General features: G+C 66.1%; 17 protein-coding genes. 12 read left to right on the top strand and 5 right to left on the bottom strand.

All coding sequences use genetic code 11. From position 1 onward, the window contains the following. Positions 1-3 precede the first annotated feature (3 nt). The 6 genes from AC58EF_RS20415 to AC58EF_RS20390 all read left to right on the top strand — a co-directional run bounded on the left by AC58EF_RS20415 (position 4) and on the right by AC58EF_RS20390 (position 4,869). On the top strand, positions 4-873 hold the full coding sequence (locus tag AC58EF_RS20415) for an alpha/beta fold hydrolase (RefSeq protein ID WP_497278213.1): 870 nt from the start codon (positions 4-6) through the stop codon (positions 871-873). Then, positions 866-2,029 (top strand): glycosyltransferase family 4 protein, encoded by a 1,164-nt coding sequence (locus AC58EF_RS20410; protein ID WP_497278212.1) that lies wholly within the window; start codon positions 866-868, stop codon positions 2,027-2,029. The genes AC58EF_RS20415 and AC58EF_RS20410 overlap by 8 nt, the downstream gene beginning before the upstream one ends. Before the next feature lie 91 nt (positions 2,030-2,120). Next, complete coding sequence (locus AC58EF_RS20405; RefSeq protein WP_497278211.1) at positions 2,121-3,524, top strand: NAD(P)H-dependent flavin oxidoreductase; 1,404 nt, start codon at positions 2,121-2,123, stop codon at positions 3,522-3,524. Positions 3,525-3,535: 11 nt separating this feature from the next. Continuing rightward, positions 3,536-3,751: a DUF2093 domain-containing protein gene (locus AC58EF_RS20400; protein ID WP_497278210.1), complete on the top strand. Its 216-nt coding sequence runs from the start codon at positions 3,536-3,538 to the stop codon at positions 3,749-3,751. A 389-nt stretch (positions 3,752-4,140) separates the two neighbouring features. Then, positions 4,141-4,521 carry a VOC family protein gene (locus AC58EF_RS20395; protein ID WP_497278209.1) on the top strand — a complete coding sequence of 127 codons (381 nt, stop codon included), beginning with the start codon at positions 4,141-4,143 and terminating at the stop codon, positions 4,519-4,521. Between the two features lie 192 nt (positions 4,522-4,713). Then, on the top strand, positions 4,714-4,869 hold the full coding sequence (locus AC58EF_RS20390) for a hypothetical protein (protein WP_497278208.1): 156 nt from the start codon (positions 4,714-4,716) through the stop codon (positions 4,867-4,869). A 2-nt stretch (positions 4,870-4,871) separates the two neighbouring features. Here the strand turns inward: AC58EF_RS20390 and purU are convergent, their stop codons facing one another. The 3 genes from purU to AC58EF_RS20375 form a co-directional block, all read right to left on the bottom strand. Next, a complete protein-coding gene (purU, locus tag AC58EF_RS20385) occupies positions 4,872-5,711 on the bottom strand; it encodes a formyltetrahydrofolate deformylase (RefSeq protein WP_497278296.1) in 840 nt (279 codons plus the stop codon). Between the two features lie 69 nt (positions 5,712-5,780). After that, entirely contained in the window at positions 5,781-7,181 is a 1,401-nt protein-coding gene (gene astD / locus AC58EF_RS20380; protein WP_497278294.1) for a succinylglutamate-semialdehyde dehydrogenase, read from the bottom strand. Positions 7,182-7,186: 5 nt separating this feature from the next. After that, the gene (locus AC58EF_RS20375) at positions 7,187-8,227 is read right to left on the bottom strand and encodes a DUF1338 domain-containing protein (protein WP_497278207.1); all 1,041 of its coding nucleotides are present in this window, start codon (positions 8,225-8,227) and stop codon (positions 7,187-7,189) included. Between the two features lie 86 nt (positions 8,228-8,313). Here AC58EF_RS20375 and gcvA point away from each other — a divergent pair, with 86 nt between their 5' ends. After that, on the top strand, positions 8,314-9,213 hold the full coding sequence (gcvA, locus tag AC58EF_RS20370) for a transcriptional regulator GcvA (protein WP_497278205.1): 900 nt from the start codon (positions 8,314-8,316) through the stop codon (positions 9,211-9,213). Positions 9,214-9,622: 409 nt separating this feature from the next. Here the strand turns inward: gcvA and AC58EF_RS20365 are convergent, their stop codons facing one another. Further along, positions 9,623-10,609 (bottom strand): SPOR domain-containing protein, encoded by a 987-nt coding sequence (locus tag AC58EF_RS20365; RefSeq protein WP_497278203.1) that lies wholly within the window; start codon positions 10,607-10,609, stop codon positions 9,623-9,625. A gap of 165 nt (positions 10,610-10,774) precedes the next feature. Here AC58EF_RS20365 and AC58EF_RS20360 point away from each other — a divergent pair, with 165 nt between their 5' ends. The 3 genes from AC58EF_RS20360 to AC58EF_RS20350 are packed head-to-tail and all read left to right on the top strand — an operon-like array spanning position 10,775 to position 13,428. Further along, positions 10,775-11,497, top strand: coding sequence for an AAA family ATPase (locus tag AC58EF_RS20360; protein WP_497278202.1), 723 nt, complete (start codon positions 10,775-10,777; stop codon positions 11,495-11,497). A gap of 13 nt (positions 11,498-11,510) precedes the next feature. Next, complete coding sequence (locus AC58EF_RS20355; RefSeq protein ID WP_497278200.1) at positions 11,511-12,071, top strand: hypothetical protein; 561 nt, start codon at positions 11,511-11,513, stop codon at positions 12,069-12,071. 16 nt (positions 12,072-12,087) lie between these two features. Then, a complete protein-coding gene (locus AC58EF_RS20350) occupies positions 12,088-13,428 on the top strand; it encodes an SPOR domain-containing protein (protein ID WP_497278199.1) in 1,341 nt (446 codons plus the stop codon). 103 nt (positions 13,429-13,531) lie between these two features. Here the strand turns inward: AC58EF_RS20350 and AC58EF_RS20345 are convergent, their stop codons facing one another. Then, positions 13,532-14,047: a hypothetical protein gene (locus AC58EF_RS20345; RefSeq protein WP_497278197.1), complete on the bottom strand. Its 516-nt coding sequence runs from the start codon at positions 14,045-14,047 to the stop codon at positions 13,532-13,534. Between AC58EF_RS20345 and AC58EF_RS20340 the strand changes: the two genes are divergently transcribed. Together AC58EF_RS20340 and AC58EF_RS20335 are read left to right on the top strand one after the other, a co-directional pair. Continuing rightward, a complete protein-coding gene (locus AC58EF_RS20340; RefSeq protein ID WP_497278293.1) occupies positions 14,029-15,138 on the top strand; it encodes an HlyD family type I secretion periplasmic adaptor subunit in 1,110 nt (369 codons plus the stop codon). The two genes, AC58EF_RS20345 and AC58EF_RS20340, sit on opposite strands and share 19 nt — an antisense overlap. A 132-nt stretch (positions 15,139-15,270) precedes the next feature. Further along, entirely contained in the window at positions 15,271-16,275 is a 1,005-nt protein-coding gene (locus AC58EF_RS20335) for a threonine ammonia-lyase (RefSeq protein ID WP_497278195.1), read from the top strand. Positions 16,276-16,306 lie beyond the last annotated feature (31 nt).

Below are 16,306 nucleotides of genomic sequence, written 5' to 3'. Positions count from 1 at the left end.
AGCTTGACCGGCTATCAGGACGGATATTGGTGGTCACCCGATGGGCTGCGGCTCCATTATCGGGATTATGCCGGTGGTGACGATGGCCGTCCGCCCTTGCTTTGCCTGCCGGGGTTGACCCGCAACGCCCGCGATTTCGAGCCGCTGGCCGGACGGCTGGCGGGCGAGTGGCGGCTGATCTGCCCGGACATGCGCGGGCGCGCCGAAAGCGCCTATGCCAAGGACGCGATGACCTATGTTCCGCTGACCTATTTGCAGGATATCAGCCGCTTGCTGGCGGATCTGGCCATCACCCGCTTCGTCGCGGTCGGCACGTCGCTGGGCGGCCTCATCACCATGCTCATCGCCGCGACCCAGCGCGACTGGCTGGCGGGCGCGTTGCTCAACGATGTCGGACCGGCGCTGGACGAAGCAGGGCTGGCGCGCATCCGATCCTATGTCGGCGTCGGCCAGTCGCACCCGACATGGGTTCATGCCGCCCGCGCGCTCGCGGAAAATAACGAAGACGTCTATCCCGGCTATGATCTGGAACAATGGCTCGCCATGGCCAAGCGTCTCTATCGCCTCAACAGCGGCGGGCGGGTCGTTCTGGATTATGACATGAAGATCGCCGAGCCGATCCGCGCCATGGGCAGCGAGGCGGGCGTCGATATGTGGCCGGTGATGCAGGCGTTCCGGGGCATCCCGACGCTGCTGCTGCGCGGCGAGCGATCCGACCTGCTGAGCGCCGCCAGCGCGGAGCGGATGGTGCGGGAAATGGGCGCGGGCGCCGAACTGGTGACGGTCCCCAATGTCGGCCACGCCCCGGCGCTCGACGAGCCGGAAAGCGTCGCCGCGATCGACCGGCTGCTGGATCGCGTCCTGCATGGCTGACGGGTCCGGCCAGTCTCCCCATTATATGCCCCGGCCGCATATTCTCCACGTCCATGGCAGCTTCTCGCTGGGGGGCAAGGAAGCGCGCGCGGTGCGGCTGATGAACATCTGGGGCGACCGGGCGCGGCACAGCATCGTCAGCGCCGATCCGGCCGCGACGGGCGCGCGCGACGCGATCGATCCGGCGGTCGAAGTGGATTTTCCCGACGGCCCGTCCATGGCCGGCCGACCGGGCTATGCACGCCTTAAAGGCATAGCTAACTATCTGAAAAAATTTGATTTAATCCTGACCTATAATTGGGGCGGGATGGATGCGGTGATGGCGCATCGATTGTCCAGGTCGTTGTCGGAAAAGATGCCGCCGCTCATCCATCATGAGGACGGATTCAATGCCGACGAAGCGGCCGGACTCAAGCGCCCGCGCAATCTCTATCGTCGTCTCGCCCTGCGCCACGCTTATGGGCTGGTCGTGCCATCCGCGCGGCTGGAGGGCATCGCCCGCACCGTCTGGAAGCAGCCGACGCACAGGCTGCACCTGATCCGCAACGGCATCGACGTCGCCCGCTATGCCGCGCCGCCCGCGCCCGACGCCCTTCCCGGCCTGGTCCGTTCCCCCGGCAAGCTGCTGGTCGGCACGCTGGCGGGGCTGCGCGCGGTCAAGAATATCCCGCGCCTCGTCCGGGCGGTCGCCGCGCACCGGGACCGGCTGCAACTGGTGGTGGTGGGCGAGGGGCCGGAGCGCGCGGCGATTCTGGCGGAGGCCGCGGCCCATGGGCTGGATGATATCCATATGGCCGGCTTCATGGACCGGCCCTGGCGCTTCGTTGGGCTGTTCGACATCTTCGCCCTGTCGTCGGACAGCGAGCAATTCCCGATCGCGCTGGTGGAGGCGATGGCGGCGGGCGTTCCCGCCGCTTCGATGGACGTCGGCGATGTCGCCAACATGGTCGCGCCCGAAAACCGGCCCTTCGTCGTGCCCGATGAGGTGGGGCTGGCGGAGGCGATCGGCGCCTTGGCGTCCGATGCCGATCTGCGCGCGCGTCTGGGCGCGGTCAACCGGCAGCGCGCGGAACGCGATTATGCCGAACAAGACATGGTAAACGCCTATGCACAGCTTTATGGTGAGGCTCTGGCCAGCCCCATGATTTTGCGCTAGGGCGCGCGAAATTCGTCATAGACAGCCAAAGCTGCTATAGGGTCGCTTTTTATCCGGTCGAGGGGGCCGGGTGCATGTGCAGGAGATGTCGTTGTTCAAGGGGTTGAAGCCCATCGTCTATGGTGGACGTGAAGTCTGGCCGCTGGTCGAAGGCGGCAAGGGCGTTGCCGTGTCCAACCACGCCAGTTCGGGCGCATGGGCGGCGGCCGGGGGCATCGGCACGGTCTCTGCGGTCAATGCCGACAGCTATGACAGCTTCGGCAACGTCATCCCCCAAATCTATCATGGCCGCACCCGCCGCGACCGGCATGAAGAACTGATTGCCTATGCCATCGACGGCGCCGTCGAGCAGGTGAAGCGCGCGTTCGAGATCGCCGGCGGCAAGGGCGCGATCAACATCAACGTCCTGTGGGAAATGGGCGGCGCGCAGCGGGTGCTGCATGGCGTATTGGAAAAGACCAAGGGCATGGTGGCGGGTGTCACCTGCGGCGCGGGTATGCCCTATAAGCTGTCGGAAATCGCCGCCTCCTACAATGTCAGCTATCTCCCCATCGTCTCCTCCGGCCGCGCCTTCCGCGCGCTGTGGAAGCGCGCATACTCCAAGGCGTCGGAATGGCTGGCGGCGGTGGTTTATGAAGATCCCTGGCTGGCGGGCGGCCATAACGGCCTCTCCAACGCCGAAGATCCGCGCGCGCCGCAGGACCCCTATCCCCGCGTCCGCGATCTGCGCGCCACCATGCGCGAAGGCGGCATTTCGGACGAGGTGCCGATTGTGATGGCCGGCGGCGTCTGGGCGCTCAAGGACTGGAACGACTGGATCGACAACCCGGAACTGGGCGCGATCATGTTCCAGTTTGGCACACGTCCGCTGCTGACGCAGGAAAGCCCGATCCCACAGGACTGGAAGGATCGGCTGATGCAACTGGAGCCGGGCGATGTGCTGCTGCACAAATTCTCGCCCACCGGCTTTTACAGTTCGGCGATCCGCAACCCCTTCCTGCGTTCGCTCGAAGCGCGGTCGGATCGGCAAATTCCCTTCAGTACCGAGCAGGCGGGCGACCATACCCACCAGCTCGACGTGGGCGTGAAGGGCAAGAATTTCTGGGTGACTCTGGGCGACCTGACCCGCGCGCGCGAATGGGTGGGGCAGGGTTTCGCCTCCGCGCTCAAGACGCCGGACAACACGCTCGTCTTCGTGACCGACGAAGAAAAGGCGGAAATCCGCAAGGACCAGACCGACTGCATGGGTTGCCTGTCGCAGTGCAGCTTTTCCAGCTGGATGGACAGCGAAACCAATTCGACCGGGCGTCTCGCTGACCCGCGCAGCTTCTGCATCCAGAAGTCCTTGCAGCAATCGGTCCATGGCGGCGATCTCGACAAGAATCTTCTGTTCGCGGGCCATGCCGCCTATCGGTTCAAGCAGGACCCTTTCTATTCGAACGGGTTCGTGCCGACCGTGAAGCAGCTTGTCGATCGCATCCTGACCGGCGACTGATGGCGGCTGGAATGACGGGCGATATTCAAGGCCTGGCGGTGCTTCATTATGAAACGCCGCATTTCGATGTCGTGCGGCCGGGGCATTTTGTGCTTTGCGCAGTGTCGGGCGCACGAATCGACATCGACGATCTCAAATATTGGAGCGCCGAGTTTCAGGAGGCCTATCGCGGGGCGGAAGAGGCGACTCGCGCTTTTTTGAAGCATCGCGGCATCATCGGCGGTTGAATAGCGCATCTTCGCGGCTCTAACGCCTTGAGTTTGGTGTATATATTTCCAGCGTAGCACATCCTCGTTTTGCGTAGTCCAATCAGGGCGATTTAACGCAACTTTGCTATTCCGCTTGCGTAAAAACTGATGTAACCTTCCCAAGGAAGGCGACGAAAGAGCGCCTAGGGTGGAAGGATGTTTACTGATGTCTCGTATCGACATTTTTGGTGATCGTGTTTGCATTGTATCGAGCCTGCTGATCGTCGGCTGGTTCCTCTATAGCGTCATTGCCTGACCCTTGCAGGACGAGGCCGTAAAGGCCGCTGACCGCTTCCTGCCTTCAGTGCCGCGCTGAACCGCCGTCTTTCGTGCGGCCATTTCCATTTGATGCCTCTGGAGTGAAGATCATGTTCAGCCATGTCATGGTTGGGGCCAAGAATATCGATGCGTCCAGAGCCTTCTATGACGCCCTGTTCGCGGCGCTCGGGGCAAAGCCGGGCTTTTCCGACGACAAGGGGCGCATCATCTATATGCATGATGGCGCTTTCTTCATGATCACGACGCCGATCGACGGGCAGCCCGCCTGCCACGCCAATGGCGGCACGATCGGCTTCGCCATGGCGTCTCCGGAGCAGATCGATGCCTGGCACGCGGCCGGTGTGGCCGCCGGGGGAACGACCTGCGAAGATCCGCCGGGCGTGCGGGAAGGCAGCCACGGTAAGCTCTATCTCGCCTATCTGCGCGATCCGGCCGGCAACAAGCTGTGCGGAATGTATCGGATCGGCTGATCAAAGCCGGGCTGATAGATGCCCAAGCAAAGCTATTTGGACTTTCTCAACCGGATCGCTAGATAAGTTCGCGAGCGTCATGCTCCGCGGCTTTTGAAGGATGTCAGCTTGCTCCGCGTCATCAACGGCTAAAGCGCACGGTTCCCCAGGCGTCCTCGCCAGGTGTCGTGTTCCCTTGATCAGGAGAAGACGATGACTCGCAAAATCAGTCGAGCCCGCCGGCAGCATCCCGCCCAGCCGACCAGCCATGTCTATCTGCCCCATAGCTCGTGGAGCCGGGTCGAGCGCAGTCATGCGGCCGTCGCGCCCCTCGAACCGGATGATTTCTGGGCGCGGCTGGGACTGTAGAACTACCGGAACACCACCGTCTTGCCGCCGTTGAGCAGCACGCGCCGGTCGGCGATCCAGCCGACGGCGCGGGCCAGCACCTGTGCCTCGATATCGCGGCCGATGCGGATCATGTCGTCGGCGGTGGCGCGATGGTCGATGCGCTCGACCGCCTGCTCGATGATCGGTCCTTCGTCGAGGTCGGCGGTGACGAAATGGGCGGTGGCGCCGATCAGCTTGACCCCGCGCTCATGCGCGCGGTGATAGGGGCGGGCGCCCTTGAAGCCGGGCAGGAAGCTGTGGTGAATGTTGATGCAGCGTCCCGCCAGCCGTTCCACCAGTTCCTCCGACAGAACCTGCATATAGCGGGCGAGGATCAGATAGTCCGACCGGCTGCGATCGAAGATATCGAGCAGCGCGGCTTCCTGCGCGGCCTTGTCGCCATTGGGCGGCAGCTCATGATAGGGGATGCCGTGCCATTCGGTGATCCGGCGCATGTCGGGATGGTTGGACACCACGCCCATGATGTCGACCGCCAGCATCCCCGTCTGCCAGCGATGGAGCAGGTCGGCCAGGCAATGTGATCCCTTCGACACGGCGATCAGCATCCGGGGACGGTGGCTGGCGGCGGTCAGCGACCAGTCCATGGCGAATGCCTCGCCGATGGTGGCGAAATCGGCGCGCAGCCCATCCGTGTCGCGCATCCGGTCATCGGTCGCGTCGAATGCGACGCGCATGAAGAAAAGATCGGCTTCCCGATCGGCATATTGCTGGCTGTCGGTGATGAAGCCGCCGCGCTCCGCCAGGAAACGGCTGACCGCCGCAACGATGCCGACGCGATCGGCACAGACCAGGGTCAGCACCCAGGATGGAATGACGGGATTGGACAACGGCCCCTCCGATGATGATCGGTAGCCGTTGCCCTAAGCCGTCTAGCTGATCAAGCCGTTAACCGGCACGGCCGCGACATCCGTCGCCTCGAAACTGGAGATGGGGTAGGCGCAATAGTCGGCGGCATAATAAGCGCTGGGCCGATGGTTGCCCGACGCGCCCAGGCCGCCGAAGGGCATGTTGCCCGCCGCGCCGGTGGTCGGGCGGTTGCGGTTGACAACGCCCGCGCGGCTTTCCTCGACGACGCGTCGCCAGAGCGCTTCGTCCTGCGAGATCAGCCCGGCGGACAGGCCGAAGGCGGTGGCGTTGGCCGCCGCGATCGCCGCGTCGAAGTCCGGCACCCGGATGATCGTCAGCACCGGGGCGAAAATCTCCGCATCGGGCGCGTCGACGCCGGTCAGGTCGAGTAGGGCGGGGGTGACGAAGGCGGCGCTGCGGTCCTGCACCCCGTCGAAAGCGCGGATGACCCACGCGCCCCGCGCGATCAGGTCGCTGACGGCGCGGTGCGAGGCGGCGGCGGCCTGATCCGATACCAAAGGCCCCATGAAGGCCTCACTCGGCTCGTTCCAGGCGGCGATAGGAAGCTGTGCCGCCAGCGCTGCGGTTGCGTCCACGATGGCGTCGCCAGCCGTGCCTTCAGGCACGATCAGGCGGCGGGCGCAGGAACAGCGCTGGCCGGTGGTGATGAAGGCCGAGTTGACGATGATCGAGGCGGCAGCTTCGGGACTGTCCCAGGCGATCAGCGGATTATTGCCGCCCAGTTCCAGCGCCATGATGACATGCGGCCGGTCGACCAGCGCCCGGCGCAACGCTGCGCCCGCGCCTGCCGATCCGGTGAAGAGCAGCCCGTCTATGTCGCCCGCGACCAGCGCCTCGCCGGTCGAGCGGCCGCCCTGCACCACGGTCAGCAGCCCGTCGGGCAGGCCCGCCGCCGCCCAGGCGTCGGCCATCGCCGCGCCGGTGGCGGGGGTGATCTCCGACGGCTTGAAGACGACGGCATTGCCCGCGATCAGCGCAGGGACGACATGGCCGTTGGGCAGGTGGCCGGGGAAATTATAGGGGCCGAGCACCGCCATCACGCCATGGCCGCGATGGCGCAGCACCGCGCGGCCGAAGGGCATGTCGGTGGCGCGCTCGCCGGTGCGCTCGCCATGGGCCTTGATCGACACATCGACCTTAGCGATCATCGATCCGACTTCGGCGTCACTTTCCCAGAGCAGCTTGCCCGTCTCGCGCGAGATGAGTTCGGCCAGCGCCGCGCGCCGCGCGCCCAGCACGGCGGCGTAGCGGCGGGCGATCGCGATCCGGTCGTCCACCGGCAGGGCGCGCCAGCCCGGCAGCGCGGCGCGGGCGGCGGCGATGGCGCGGTTACAATCGTCCACGCCCGCCACCGGCCCTTCCCAGACCAGTTCGCGTGACGCCGGATCGAAGGACTGCAACATGGCGCTCACCGTTCGTTCCCCGGCTGGGCGCCCAATTGCGCGCTCGTCATGGCGAAGATGCCGGTGGCGTTGCCGGTGTCGAAGGCGAGGTCGAGCCTGCCCGTCTCAGGGTCGATGTCGCGGCTGATGAATTCGTAGAAGGAGCCGGGCACCTGCCGCAATTCCCCATCGGCAAAGAGGCGCTCGACGCTGTCGGCGCGGAAGGCGGTCTGGCGCACCCGGCCGCTGGCGGAGATTTCGAGCTTCTCCTTCATCGGCCGGTCTTCGGCCTTGAGCCGTTCGGCAAGGGCGGCGACGTTCGCCACCCGGTCGGTCGCATGGTTGAAGCCATTGCCCTCGGTCGCGATCCAGGCGGCTTCGTTGGAGCGGGACAGGAGCAACTGATAATCCTCGAAACCGGGCGGTTCATGCTGCCGGTCGAAGGCGGAGAGGATCACCGGCAAGGCGGCGATCGCGTCAGCGACCTGGACAGTCTCCCCGGCTTCGTAGCGGGCGAGCACGGCCTTCGCCCTGTCGTCCAGCGGATCGCGGCTGGCGCCGAAGACGCGCTGTGCCGCCTCGCCAAATTCCGCGTCGAACCGGTCGACATGGAGTTCGGACAGGAAGAATTGCGGGATCGCTTCGGGATAGTCGATATGGCGATAGGCGCGGCCGGTCATCTTCAGGCGATCGAGCGGATAGATGGCCGCCATCTCATAACCCAGGGGCAGGAAGATGCGGGTGAAGGCATCCTCGCCGCCGGGCAGGGCGCCGGTCGGGCCTTCGGGAAAGCGGATCGATCGGAGCGCGCCATGGTCGAAGACCACCTTGCCTCCGCGCGCCAGCGTGTCGGCGACATAAGCGTCGCCGCTCGGCACCCGGCGCAGCAGATCGTCGAACAAAGCGACGTTCATCGCCATGGCGAAGGCGGCGCGGGACACCGTCTCGCCGCGCTCGGCCAGCAGCGCGGAATCGATCGCCAGCATGTCCAGCGTCCGGCGGGCGACATCTTCGCCCAGGGCGGCGACGACCAGCGCCTCTATCGTGCCCATATTCTCATTCGACATGATATGCTCCAGATGACAACGCCCTTATCGCAAGATAGGTATGATTTTCAAAATGGCGACCTGTCATCTGCTGATGCGAGTTTGGAATGAGTGCTTTCCGCAAATGGCTGCCGCCGATGAATGCGCTGACGGCTTTCGAGGCGGCGGTGCGTCATGGCGGCTTTTCCCGCGCCGGAGAGGAGATCGGCCTGACCCAAAGCGCAGTCAGCCGCCAGATCGCGCAGCTGGAGGATATGCTCCAGACGCCGCTGTTCGACCGGATCGGGCGGCGGGTGCGGCTGAACGAAGCGGGCCGGGCCTATGCCGAGGAACTGCTGCCCGCGCTCGACGCCATCCGTCGCGCCACGGCACGGGCATCGGCGCGGCCGTCGCAGACGGCGCTCCGGGTCGCGACCCTGCCCAGCTTCGGGATGCGCTGGCTGGCGCCGCGGCTGCCGCAACTGACGGCGCGGCATCCCGATCTGGTGATCGACTTCGCCGCCCGGTCGCAGCCCTTCGACTTCGGGCATGAGGATTTCGATGCAGCTGTCCATTTCGGTGTCGCGCAGGACTGGCCGGGCGTCGCGATGGACTATCTGTTCCGCGAGGAGGCGGTGCCGGTCTGTGCGCCGGGATGGCTGGCGGCGAACCCGCTGCGCACGCCCGCAGACCTGCTCCATGCGCCGCTGCTCAGCCAGACGTCGCGCCGCGACGCCTGGCCGCGCTGGCTGGCAGCGGCGGGGGTGGATGCGTCGGGGCTGGCGCCGGGTCCGGCCTTCGAACATTTTCTGATGCTGGCGCAGGCGTCGGCGGCCGGGGCGGGGGTGGCGCTGATCCCCAGCTTCCTCATTCGGCCGGAATTGGAGGCGGGGACTTTGGTCATCCCCTTCGCCCGGCCGATGTCGACCGAGCAGGCCTATTATCTCGTCTACCCGCCCGATGCGCTGGCCAGCCCGGCGGTCGCGCAGTTTCGCGACTGGATGCTGGAGCAGGCGGGGAGGCACTGACTCCACATCCGTTCGCTTCGAGCGTGTCGAAAAGCGGGTAGAACTTCGCTCGCGGTTAGCGTCGGATGACATCAGGTCGACTTACCTCGTTATTGCGAGCGCAGCGAAGCAATCCATGGGGGTGACATTGGATTGCTTCGCTGCGCTCGCAATGACGATTCAAACAAAAGCCATCCTGCTATAGCTACGCTGAACTCGGCTCTGCCTCGTTTCTCGACACGCTCAAAACGAACGGATGTAGGAACTAGTGGATTGATTTTGACATTTGCATTCCCTGGCGGTTGGGATGGGTCTGCAAATGTCAAAATCGTAAAATCCATTAGAATCAAATATTTCTAGTGGTCCGAATAGATTCTGACATTCATGTGGGACATGGCCTCAAGCGGTGTCGAATGTCAGAATCGGACCACTAGATCTTCTTGGGCATACAGTCCGCCCCGGCCGCCTTGATGCGCGAACAGAGACGGCTGGCATCGGCGCTGCTGGCGATCGGGCCGGCCTGGAGGCGGGTGACGGCGCCGGCCTTCACCAGGAAGGGCTGGTAGGCGGATAGGCCGCTGACCCTGCCGGTCAGACGGTTCCACAGCGCGCGGGCATTGCCTTCCTCCCCAAAGGCGCCCAGCTGGACGCGCCAATTGCCGGATGCGGGTTTGGGCAGCGCTGCGGCTGCGACCTGCGGCTTGGGCGCGGCGGGCCTTGGTGCAGGACGAGGTGCAGGCGGGGCCGGTTTGGGCGCTGGTGGTTTGGATGCCGGCATTTCCTCCGTGCGCACCGGCGCGGGCGTGGCGCGGACCGGCGCAGGTTCGGCCGCGGCGAAACTGGTGCCCTTGTCCCGTTCCAGATTGGTCGCCATGGCCAGACCCTGCTTGCGCTGATCCTCGGGAATATATTTGTCCATCTGCGTCAGGCTGGTCGATGCCTGGGCAAGGCCGGACGCCGCCGCGCGGCTCATCAGCGCATAGGCGCGCACCCAATCCTTGCCGATCAGGTCGCCATTGAACAGGGCGGTGCCGACGATATATTGCGCGCGCGGCTCCCCCCGCATCGCGGCGCGTTGCAGATAGGGCATGGCCCCCGCGCGCTCGCCCTGCTGGAACATCAGTAGCCCCAGATTCTCCTCGGCGCGCATATGTCCCTGGACGGCCGCCTTGCGATACCAGTCGATCGCGGCCCTGGGGTCTGGCTGAACGCCGCGGCCCAGCTTATAGGCCTGGCCCATGTTGAACTGGGCGTCGGGATCGCCGGCATTGGCCAGAGGACGCCATTCGCCGATCGCCTTGGCATAGTCCCCCTGCTGCCAGGCATCGACGCCGGTCTTCACATCGGCCAGCACTGGTGCGGACAGGGCCAGCAATGCGCCGGCGGCCATGGCTCCCCAGATCTGCTTCATATTCATGCTCCTGCGGCAATCCATTGCGATTGTCATGACGCGACAAGGTTAAGGTCCGATTAGCATAAGTGCGGCGCGGCGGCAGTCCTTTCCGCTACGGGCCGGTTAACCGAATTTTAGGTGCGCCCGTGGCAGGTCCTGGCGGGACTGGATTTTCGTCGGGGGTTAGGCGTGCGGATATTGGCATTGGCGTCGCAGAAGGGCGGGTCGGGCAAGACCACCCTGTCGGGGCATCTGGCGGTACAGGCGCAGCGCGCCGGCGCCGGCCCGGTCGTGCTGATCGACATCGACCCGCAGGGATCGCTGGCCGACTGGTGGAACGAGCGCGAGGCCGAATTTCCCGCCTTCGCCCAGACCACCGTCGCCCGTCTGGCCGCCGATCTGGAGATATTGCGCCAGCAGGGTTTCAAGCTGGCCGTCATCGACACGCCGCCCGCCATCACCATGGCGATCCAGAGCGTCATTTCGGTCGCGGAACTCATCGTCGTGCCGACTCGGCCCAGCCCGCACGACCTGCGCGCCGTGGGCGCCACGGTCGACCTGTGCGAACGCGCGGGCAAGCCGCTGATCTTCGTCGTCAACGCCGCTACGCCCAAGGCGCGCATCACCTCCGAAGCCGCCGTCGCCCTGTCGCAGCATGGCACGGTCGCGCCGGTGATTTTGCACCACCGCACCGATTTCGCCGCGTCGATGATCGACGGCCGCACCGTGATGGAGGTCGACCCCAAGGGCCGCTCCGCCGGAGAGGTCGAGGCGCTGTGGGCCTATGTCTTCGACCGGCTGGAGAAGAATTTCCGCCGCACAGTCTTTTCCGTGCCGCAAGGCAGCGTCGGCACGATCGGTGCCGTGCGTCCCGCCGGCGGTGGCTTCGGCCGCCGCGTGATCGGCCAGTAAGGAGGGCATCGTCATGGCAGAAGCAAAGCCGCTCGCATCGCTCACCTCCGGCCTGCTCGCCCGCAAGGGCGCGGCCCAGCCGGCGATGCGCCGCCCCATGCTCGGCTTCGGCCGGAATGCGGCGCTCGCTGTCCAACTGGAGCCTGGCCAGCAGGATGACCTCGGTTGGAACGACATGGGCTTCGACGTTCAGCCTGAACCCATGCCGGTCGAACAGCCGCCGGTGGCGCTCGGCCTGACGCCGATGGGCGTGACCACGCCCGTCAGTCTGGCGGGGGTTGCGCCGGAGGCTGCTGTCGTGCCCGCTGTCGTTGTGGAGCGCGAGGAACTGGCCGAGCGGATCGGCGCCACGCAGGAGCGCACGAAGCCCACGCCCAAGCCCGCGCCCAACCGCAAGGCGGCCTTCACGCTGCGGCTGGATGCCGACCGCCACCTGAAGCTGCGGCTGGCGAGCGCGCTGACCGGCCGTTCGGCGCAGCAGATGGTGACGCAGGCGCTCGACGAATTTCTCAGCAACCTGCCGGAAGTGGACCGGCTGACCGAACAATTGCCGCGCCTGCGCGCGGGCAAATGAAGCGAGGATTAGAGATATGAACCGCAAGACATTCGGAAAGGCGGCACTGGCTTCGCTGATGGTCGCCACCACGATGGTCGGCTGCACCGGCGCGGCCTTCCGTCCGTCCGCGTCGATCGCGCCGGTCAAGGGCGATCCGGCGAAGCTGGCCGCAACCGCCAGCAAGGCGCTGGCCGACCGCAATGCCGGCAAGGCGGTGGAGGCGGCCGAGGCCGCCGTCCAACTGGCGCCGCAAAATGGCGAATATCGCCAGATTCTGGGCCGCGCCTATGTGCTGGCGGGGCGCTTCGCTTCGGCCGAGACGGCGCTGTCCGACGCGCTGGCGCTGGGCAGCACCGATGCGCGCACGATCGTCAGCCTGGCGTTGGTGCAGGTGGCGCAGGGCCGCCCCGATGCCGCGCGCAATCTGCTGACCGCCCATGCCGATACTGTCCCCGCGTCCGACTATGGCCTGGCCATGGCGATGGCGGGCGATGCGGCGGAGGGCGTGCGCATCCTGTCGGAAGCGATCCATGATCCGTCGGCCACCGCGCGGACACGCCAGAACCTGGCCTATGCCTATGCGCTGGCCGGGCGCTGGAAGGATGCGCGGCTGCTGGTGGGCATGGACCTTGATCCGAAGGACGCCAACAGGCGCATCACCGACTGGGCGCAGATCGCCGAACCGTCGCTGGCGCCGCAGCGCGTCGCTGCGCTGATGGGCGTGACGATCAATGGCGCCGACCAGGGGCAGCCGGCCATGCTGGCGCTCGCCGCGCCGGCCGCGACGCCGGTGGAGATGGCGGCCGCGGACCATGGCGCGCCTCCGCTTCCGGCCGCCGAAACAATGCCGCCGGTCCAGGTCGCCGAAGCCGCGCAGGCGCCCATAGTGCAGCCGGTGCAGGCGCCGGCCTCCGTCGCCGCACCCGTCCGCGTCGCCAGCGGGGATTTCATCATCGAGGAACAGGGCCGTCGCCCGGTCGTGGCGCAACGCGCCATTGCTCCGGCGCCGATGGCGCGGATGCGGAAGGCGGCCTTCCTCAAGCCGGTCGGCCCAGTCGGCAAGGGGGCCAGCAACTGGGTGGTCCAGCTCGGCGCCTATGACAGCGCGGCGATCGCCAAGGAGAAATGGATGGGAATGGCGGGGCGCAGCGCGTCGATCGCGGCCTTCCCGGTCCTGACCAGCCAGGCGACGGTGGGCGGCAAGCTTTATCACCGTCTGGCGGTCAGCGGTTTCGCCAGCCGCGCCGATGCGATGGCGGCCTGTCGGATGGTCCGGTCGCAGCGTGGCCAGTGCTTCGTGCGCGAAACCGCGCCGAACGCGACACCGCAGCGCTGGGCGGTCGCGACCCGTGGACGTCAATTCGCGTCGCGCTGAATTTCCTTCCCTCTCCCAGGCAGACCTGATGCGCGCGGGGCCGTACGGCTTCGCGCGCTTTTTTCTGCGCATGAGGTCGGAGAGGGGGGCCGTTCCTGCGCTCCTATTGGATGACCGTCTCGGAACGGCCGCGGGCCACGATGGCGCTGCCGCGCATCAATTCATAAGTGCCAATATAGCGACCCTGCTTCCAGCCGCCCTCGGGCGCGCGCCGACCTGCGTAGGTGAACCAGGAAAGATGCCCCTGATCCAGCTTTTTGCTTTGGTCCAACAGGCTGTCCTGGTTCGGGTCGATGATGCGGAAACGCTGTATATCCCCCGTCTGGGACCCGAATATATCCGCCCATAGGATGATCGGGTCCATCCGCCCCTGCCGGCCTATGGACGCCGCCCGATCGGCGACCGACGCCGCAGGAACGGCCGGCGCAAAGGCGATCGCGATGACGGCCGTGGGCTGGTAGTGGAGCGCCTGCGCCGCGCGAGCGGTCCAGAGCGATCCCGCACCCGGCTGCTTTCGCTTGCAGTCGCCCGGTCCGCCCGGCCCGGTGAACGGGTCGATGCTCTTGTCCTGAAACCGCACGGCAAAGTGAAGATGAGGAAATTCGGCATTGCCGGACATGCCGATCAGGCCACGTCGCCGGACAGCCGCTCGTCCTGCTGGACGACACGCAGAGCGAAGCACGCGAAGCGGCGATGCGGACAAGCTATTATGCCTTGCTGGCGCAGGATGCACGGCTGACGGCGGAATTGAGCGGCGCGGGTGCCGTCGCCTATCCGCAGGAACTGTTGGCCAAGCACGCCGACCCGGAAGTCCGTTCGATCATTGCGGCATCCGACGCCGTGTTCCGCACCCGGAAGCGGGCCCTGGGCGACCAGATTTCCGTCCTGAACCAGCGTCTTGGCCAGGCCAGTGCCGACATGGCGGGGACTCGGTCGCAGGTCGCCGCCCTGGGCGACCAGAATAGCCTGCTGGCGGAGGAAATGAAAAGCGTCAGCGCCCTCGTCAATGAAGGGCTGGAGCGCAAGTCGCGGCTTCTGGCGCTCCAGCGCCAGCAGGCCGCGACGGTGGGACAGCAGGGCCAACTGACCGGGAGCCTGGGTCGTATCCGCGACACGATCGGCGAAACGACGGCGCAAATGTCCCTGATCCGCGGCCAGCAGGCGACGGAAACCGCCGCCCAGCAGCGCGAGGTCCAGGTCAGCCTGGCCGATGCGCGCGAGCGGCTGGCGGTCAGCCGCGACATCAAGCAGCGCCAGCAGATCGTCGCCCCGGTCGACGGCACGGTGATGAACCTGCGGCTGGTGACGGCGGGCGGCGTGGTCGGCGCGGGACAGCCGCTGCTCGACATCGTGCCCGACAGGGAGAAGATCATCGTGTCGGCGCGGCTGAAGGCCCATGATATCGACGTCGTTCACAAGGATCTTCGAGCCGAGGTCAAGCTGACCCCCTACAAGGCGCGCATATTGCCCCTGCTGCATGGCGTGGTGCGGGACGTGAGCCCGGACGCGACGCTGGATGAGGCGACGAACACATTGTTCTACAAGGTGGAAATCGAGATTGACGGGTCGGAGATCAGGGGGCTGCAGGATGTCAGGCTGGTGTCCGGTATGCCGGCGGAAGTGTTCATCAACCTGGGCGGCCGGTCGCTGTTCCAATATCTCTTCCAACCGCTGTTCGACAGCTTCCACCGCGCCTTTCGCGAGCAATGATCCGGCGAGGACGCGACTTCTCCCGTCTTGTTGCGGCATCGTCTCGTATGAAGCCGGTTCCCACTGGAGCGGGCCGGCGCCGCGCCGAAAATGCGCTTTTGCGCATTTTCCAAACAGACTCTAAGACAAGGCATGAGCCAGGACCTTGCCATCGCGATCGACGACATAATGGATGCCGCTCGGGTGATCGCGCAGGCGGCGGTGCGCACTCCGCTGCTGGAAAATACCCGCCTTAACGAACGATGCGGGCGGCGCGTGCTGCTGAAGTTCGAGGGCGCGCAGCATACCGGATCGTTCAAGTTTCGCGGCGCCTATAACCGGCTGGCGCGGCTGGATGATGCCGAGCGGGCAGCGGGGGTGGTCGCCTGGTCATCGGGCAACCATGCGCAGGGTGTGGCGGCGGCGGCGCGGATGCTGGATATGCCAGCGACGATCGTGATGCCGGCCGACGCGCCCGCCATCAAGATTGCCAATACCCGTGCGTTGGGCGCGGAGGTGGTGCCCTATGACCGGTTGACCGAGAGCCGGGAGGAGATCGCAACCGAACTGGCGCGGACGCGGGGTGCGACTTTGGTGCCGTCCTTCGACGATCCCTTCATCATCGCCGGGCAGGGCACGGCCGGACTGGAGATAGTCGACCAGGCGGCGGAGGCCGGTGCGGAGATCGCGCAACTGCTCGTCTGCTGCGGGGGCGGTGGGCTGACCGCGGGAATCGCCACGGCGGTCAAGGCGCGGGCAGCGCATGTCGACATTCATACGGTCGAGCCGGCCGGGTTCGACGATACCGCGCGATCGCTGCGCAGCGGGCTGCGGGAAACGGTGGCGCCGGATGCGCGGTCCATCTGCGACGCACTGCTGGCGCCTAGCCCTGGCGCACTGACCTTTCCGATCAACCGCGCGCTGGTGACGAGCGGGTTGGCCGTGACCGACGATCAGGTGCGCGCGGCGATGCGCTTTGCCTTTTCGACACTCAAACTAGTGGTCGAGCCGGGCGGGGCGGTGGCGCTTGCGGCGTTGCTGGCCGGTCTGGTGCCGCCGCGCGACGGCGCGGTGGTGGTCGTCCTGTCGGGCAGCAATGTCGATCCGGCCGATTATGCCGCCATTCTGACCGACGGGGACGTGACCCCTCCGTTTTGACAAGCGATGACGCGCACGGATGCGTCCGATT

The organism is Sphingobium sp. WR1 (genome assembly GCF_059693745.1).
This window is presented reverse-complemented; position numbering and strand designations above follow the sequence as displayed.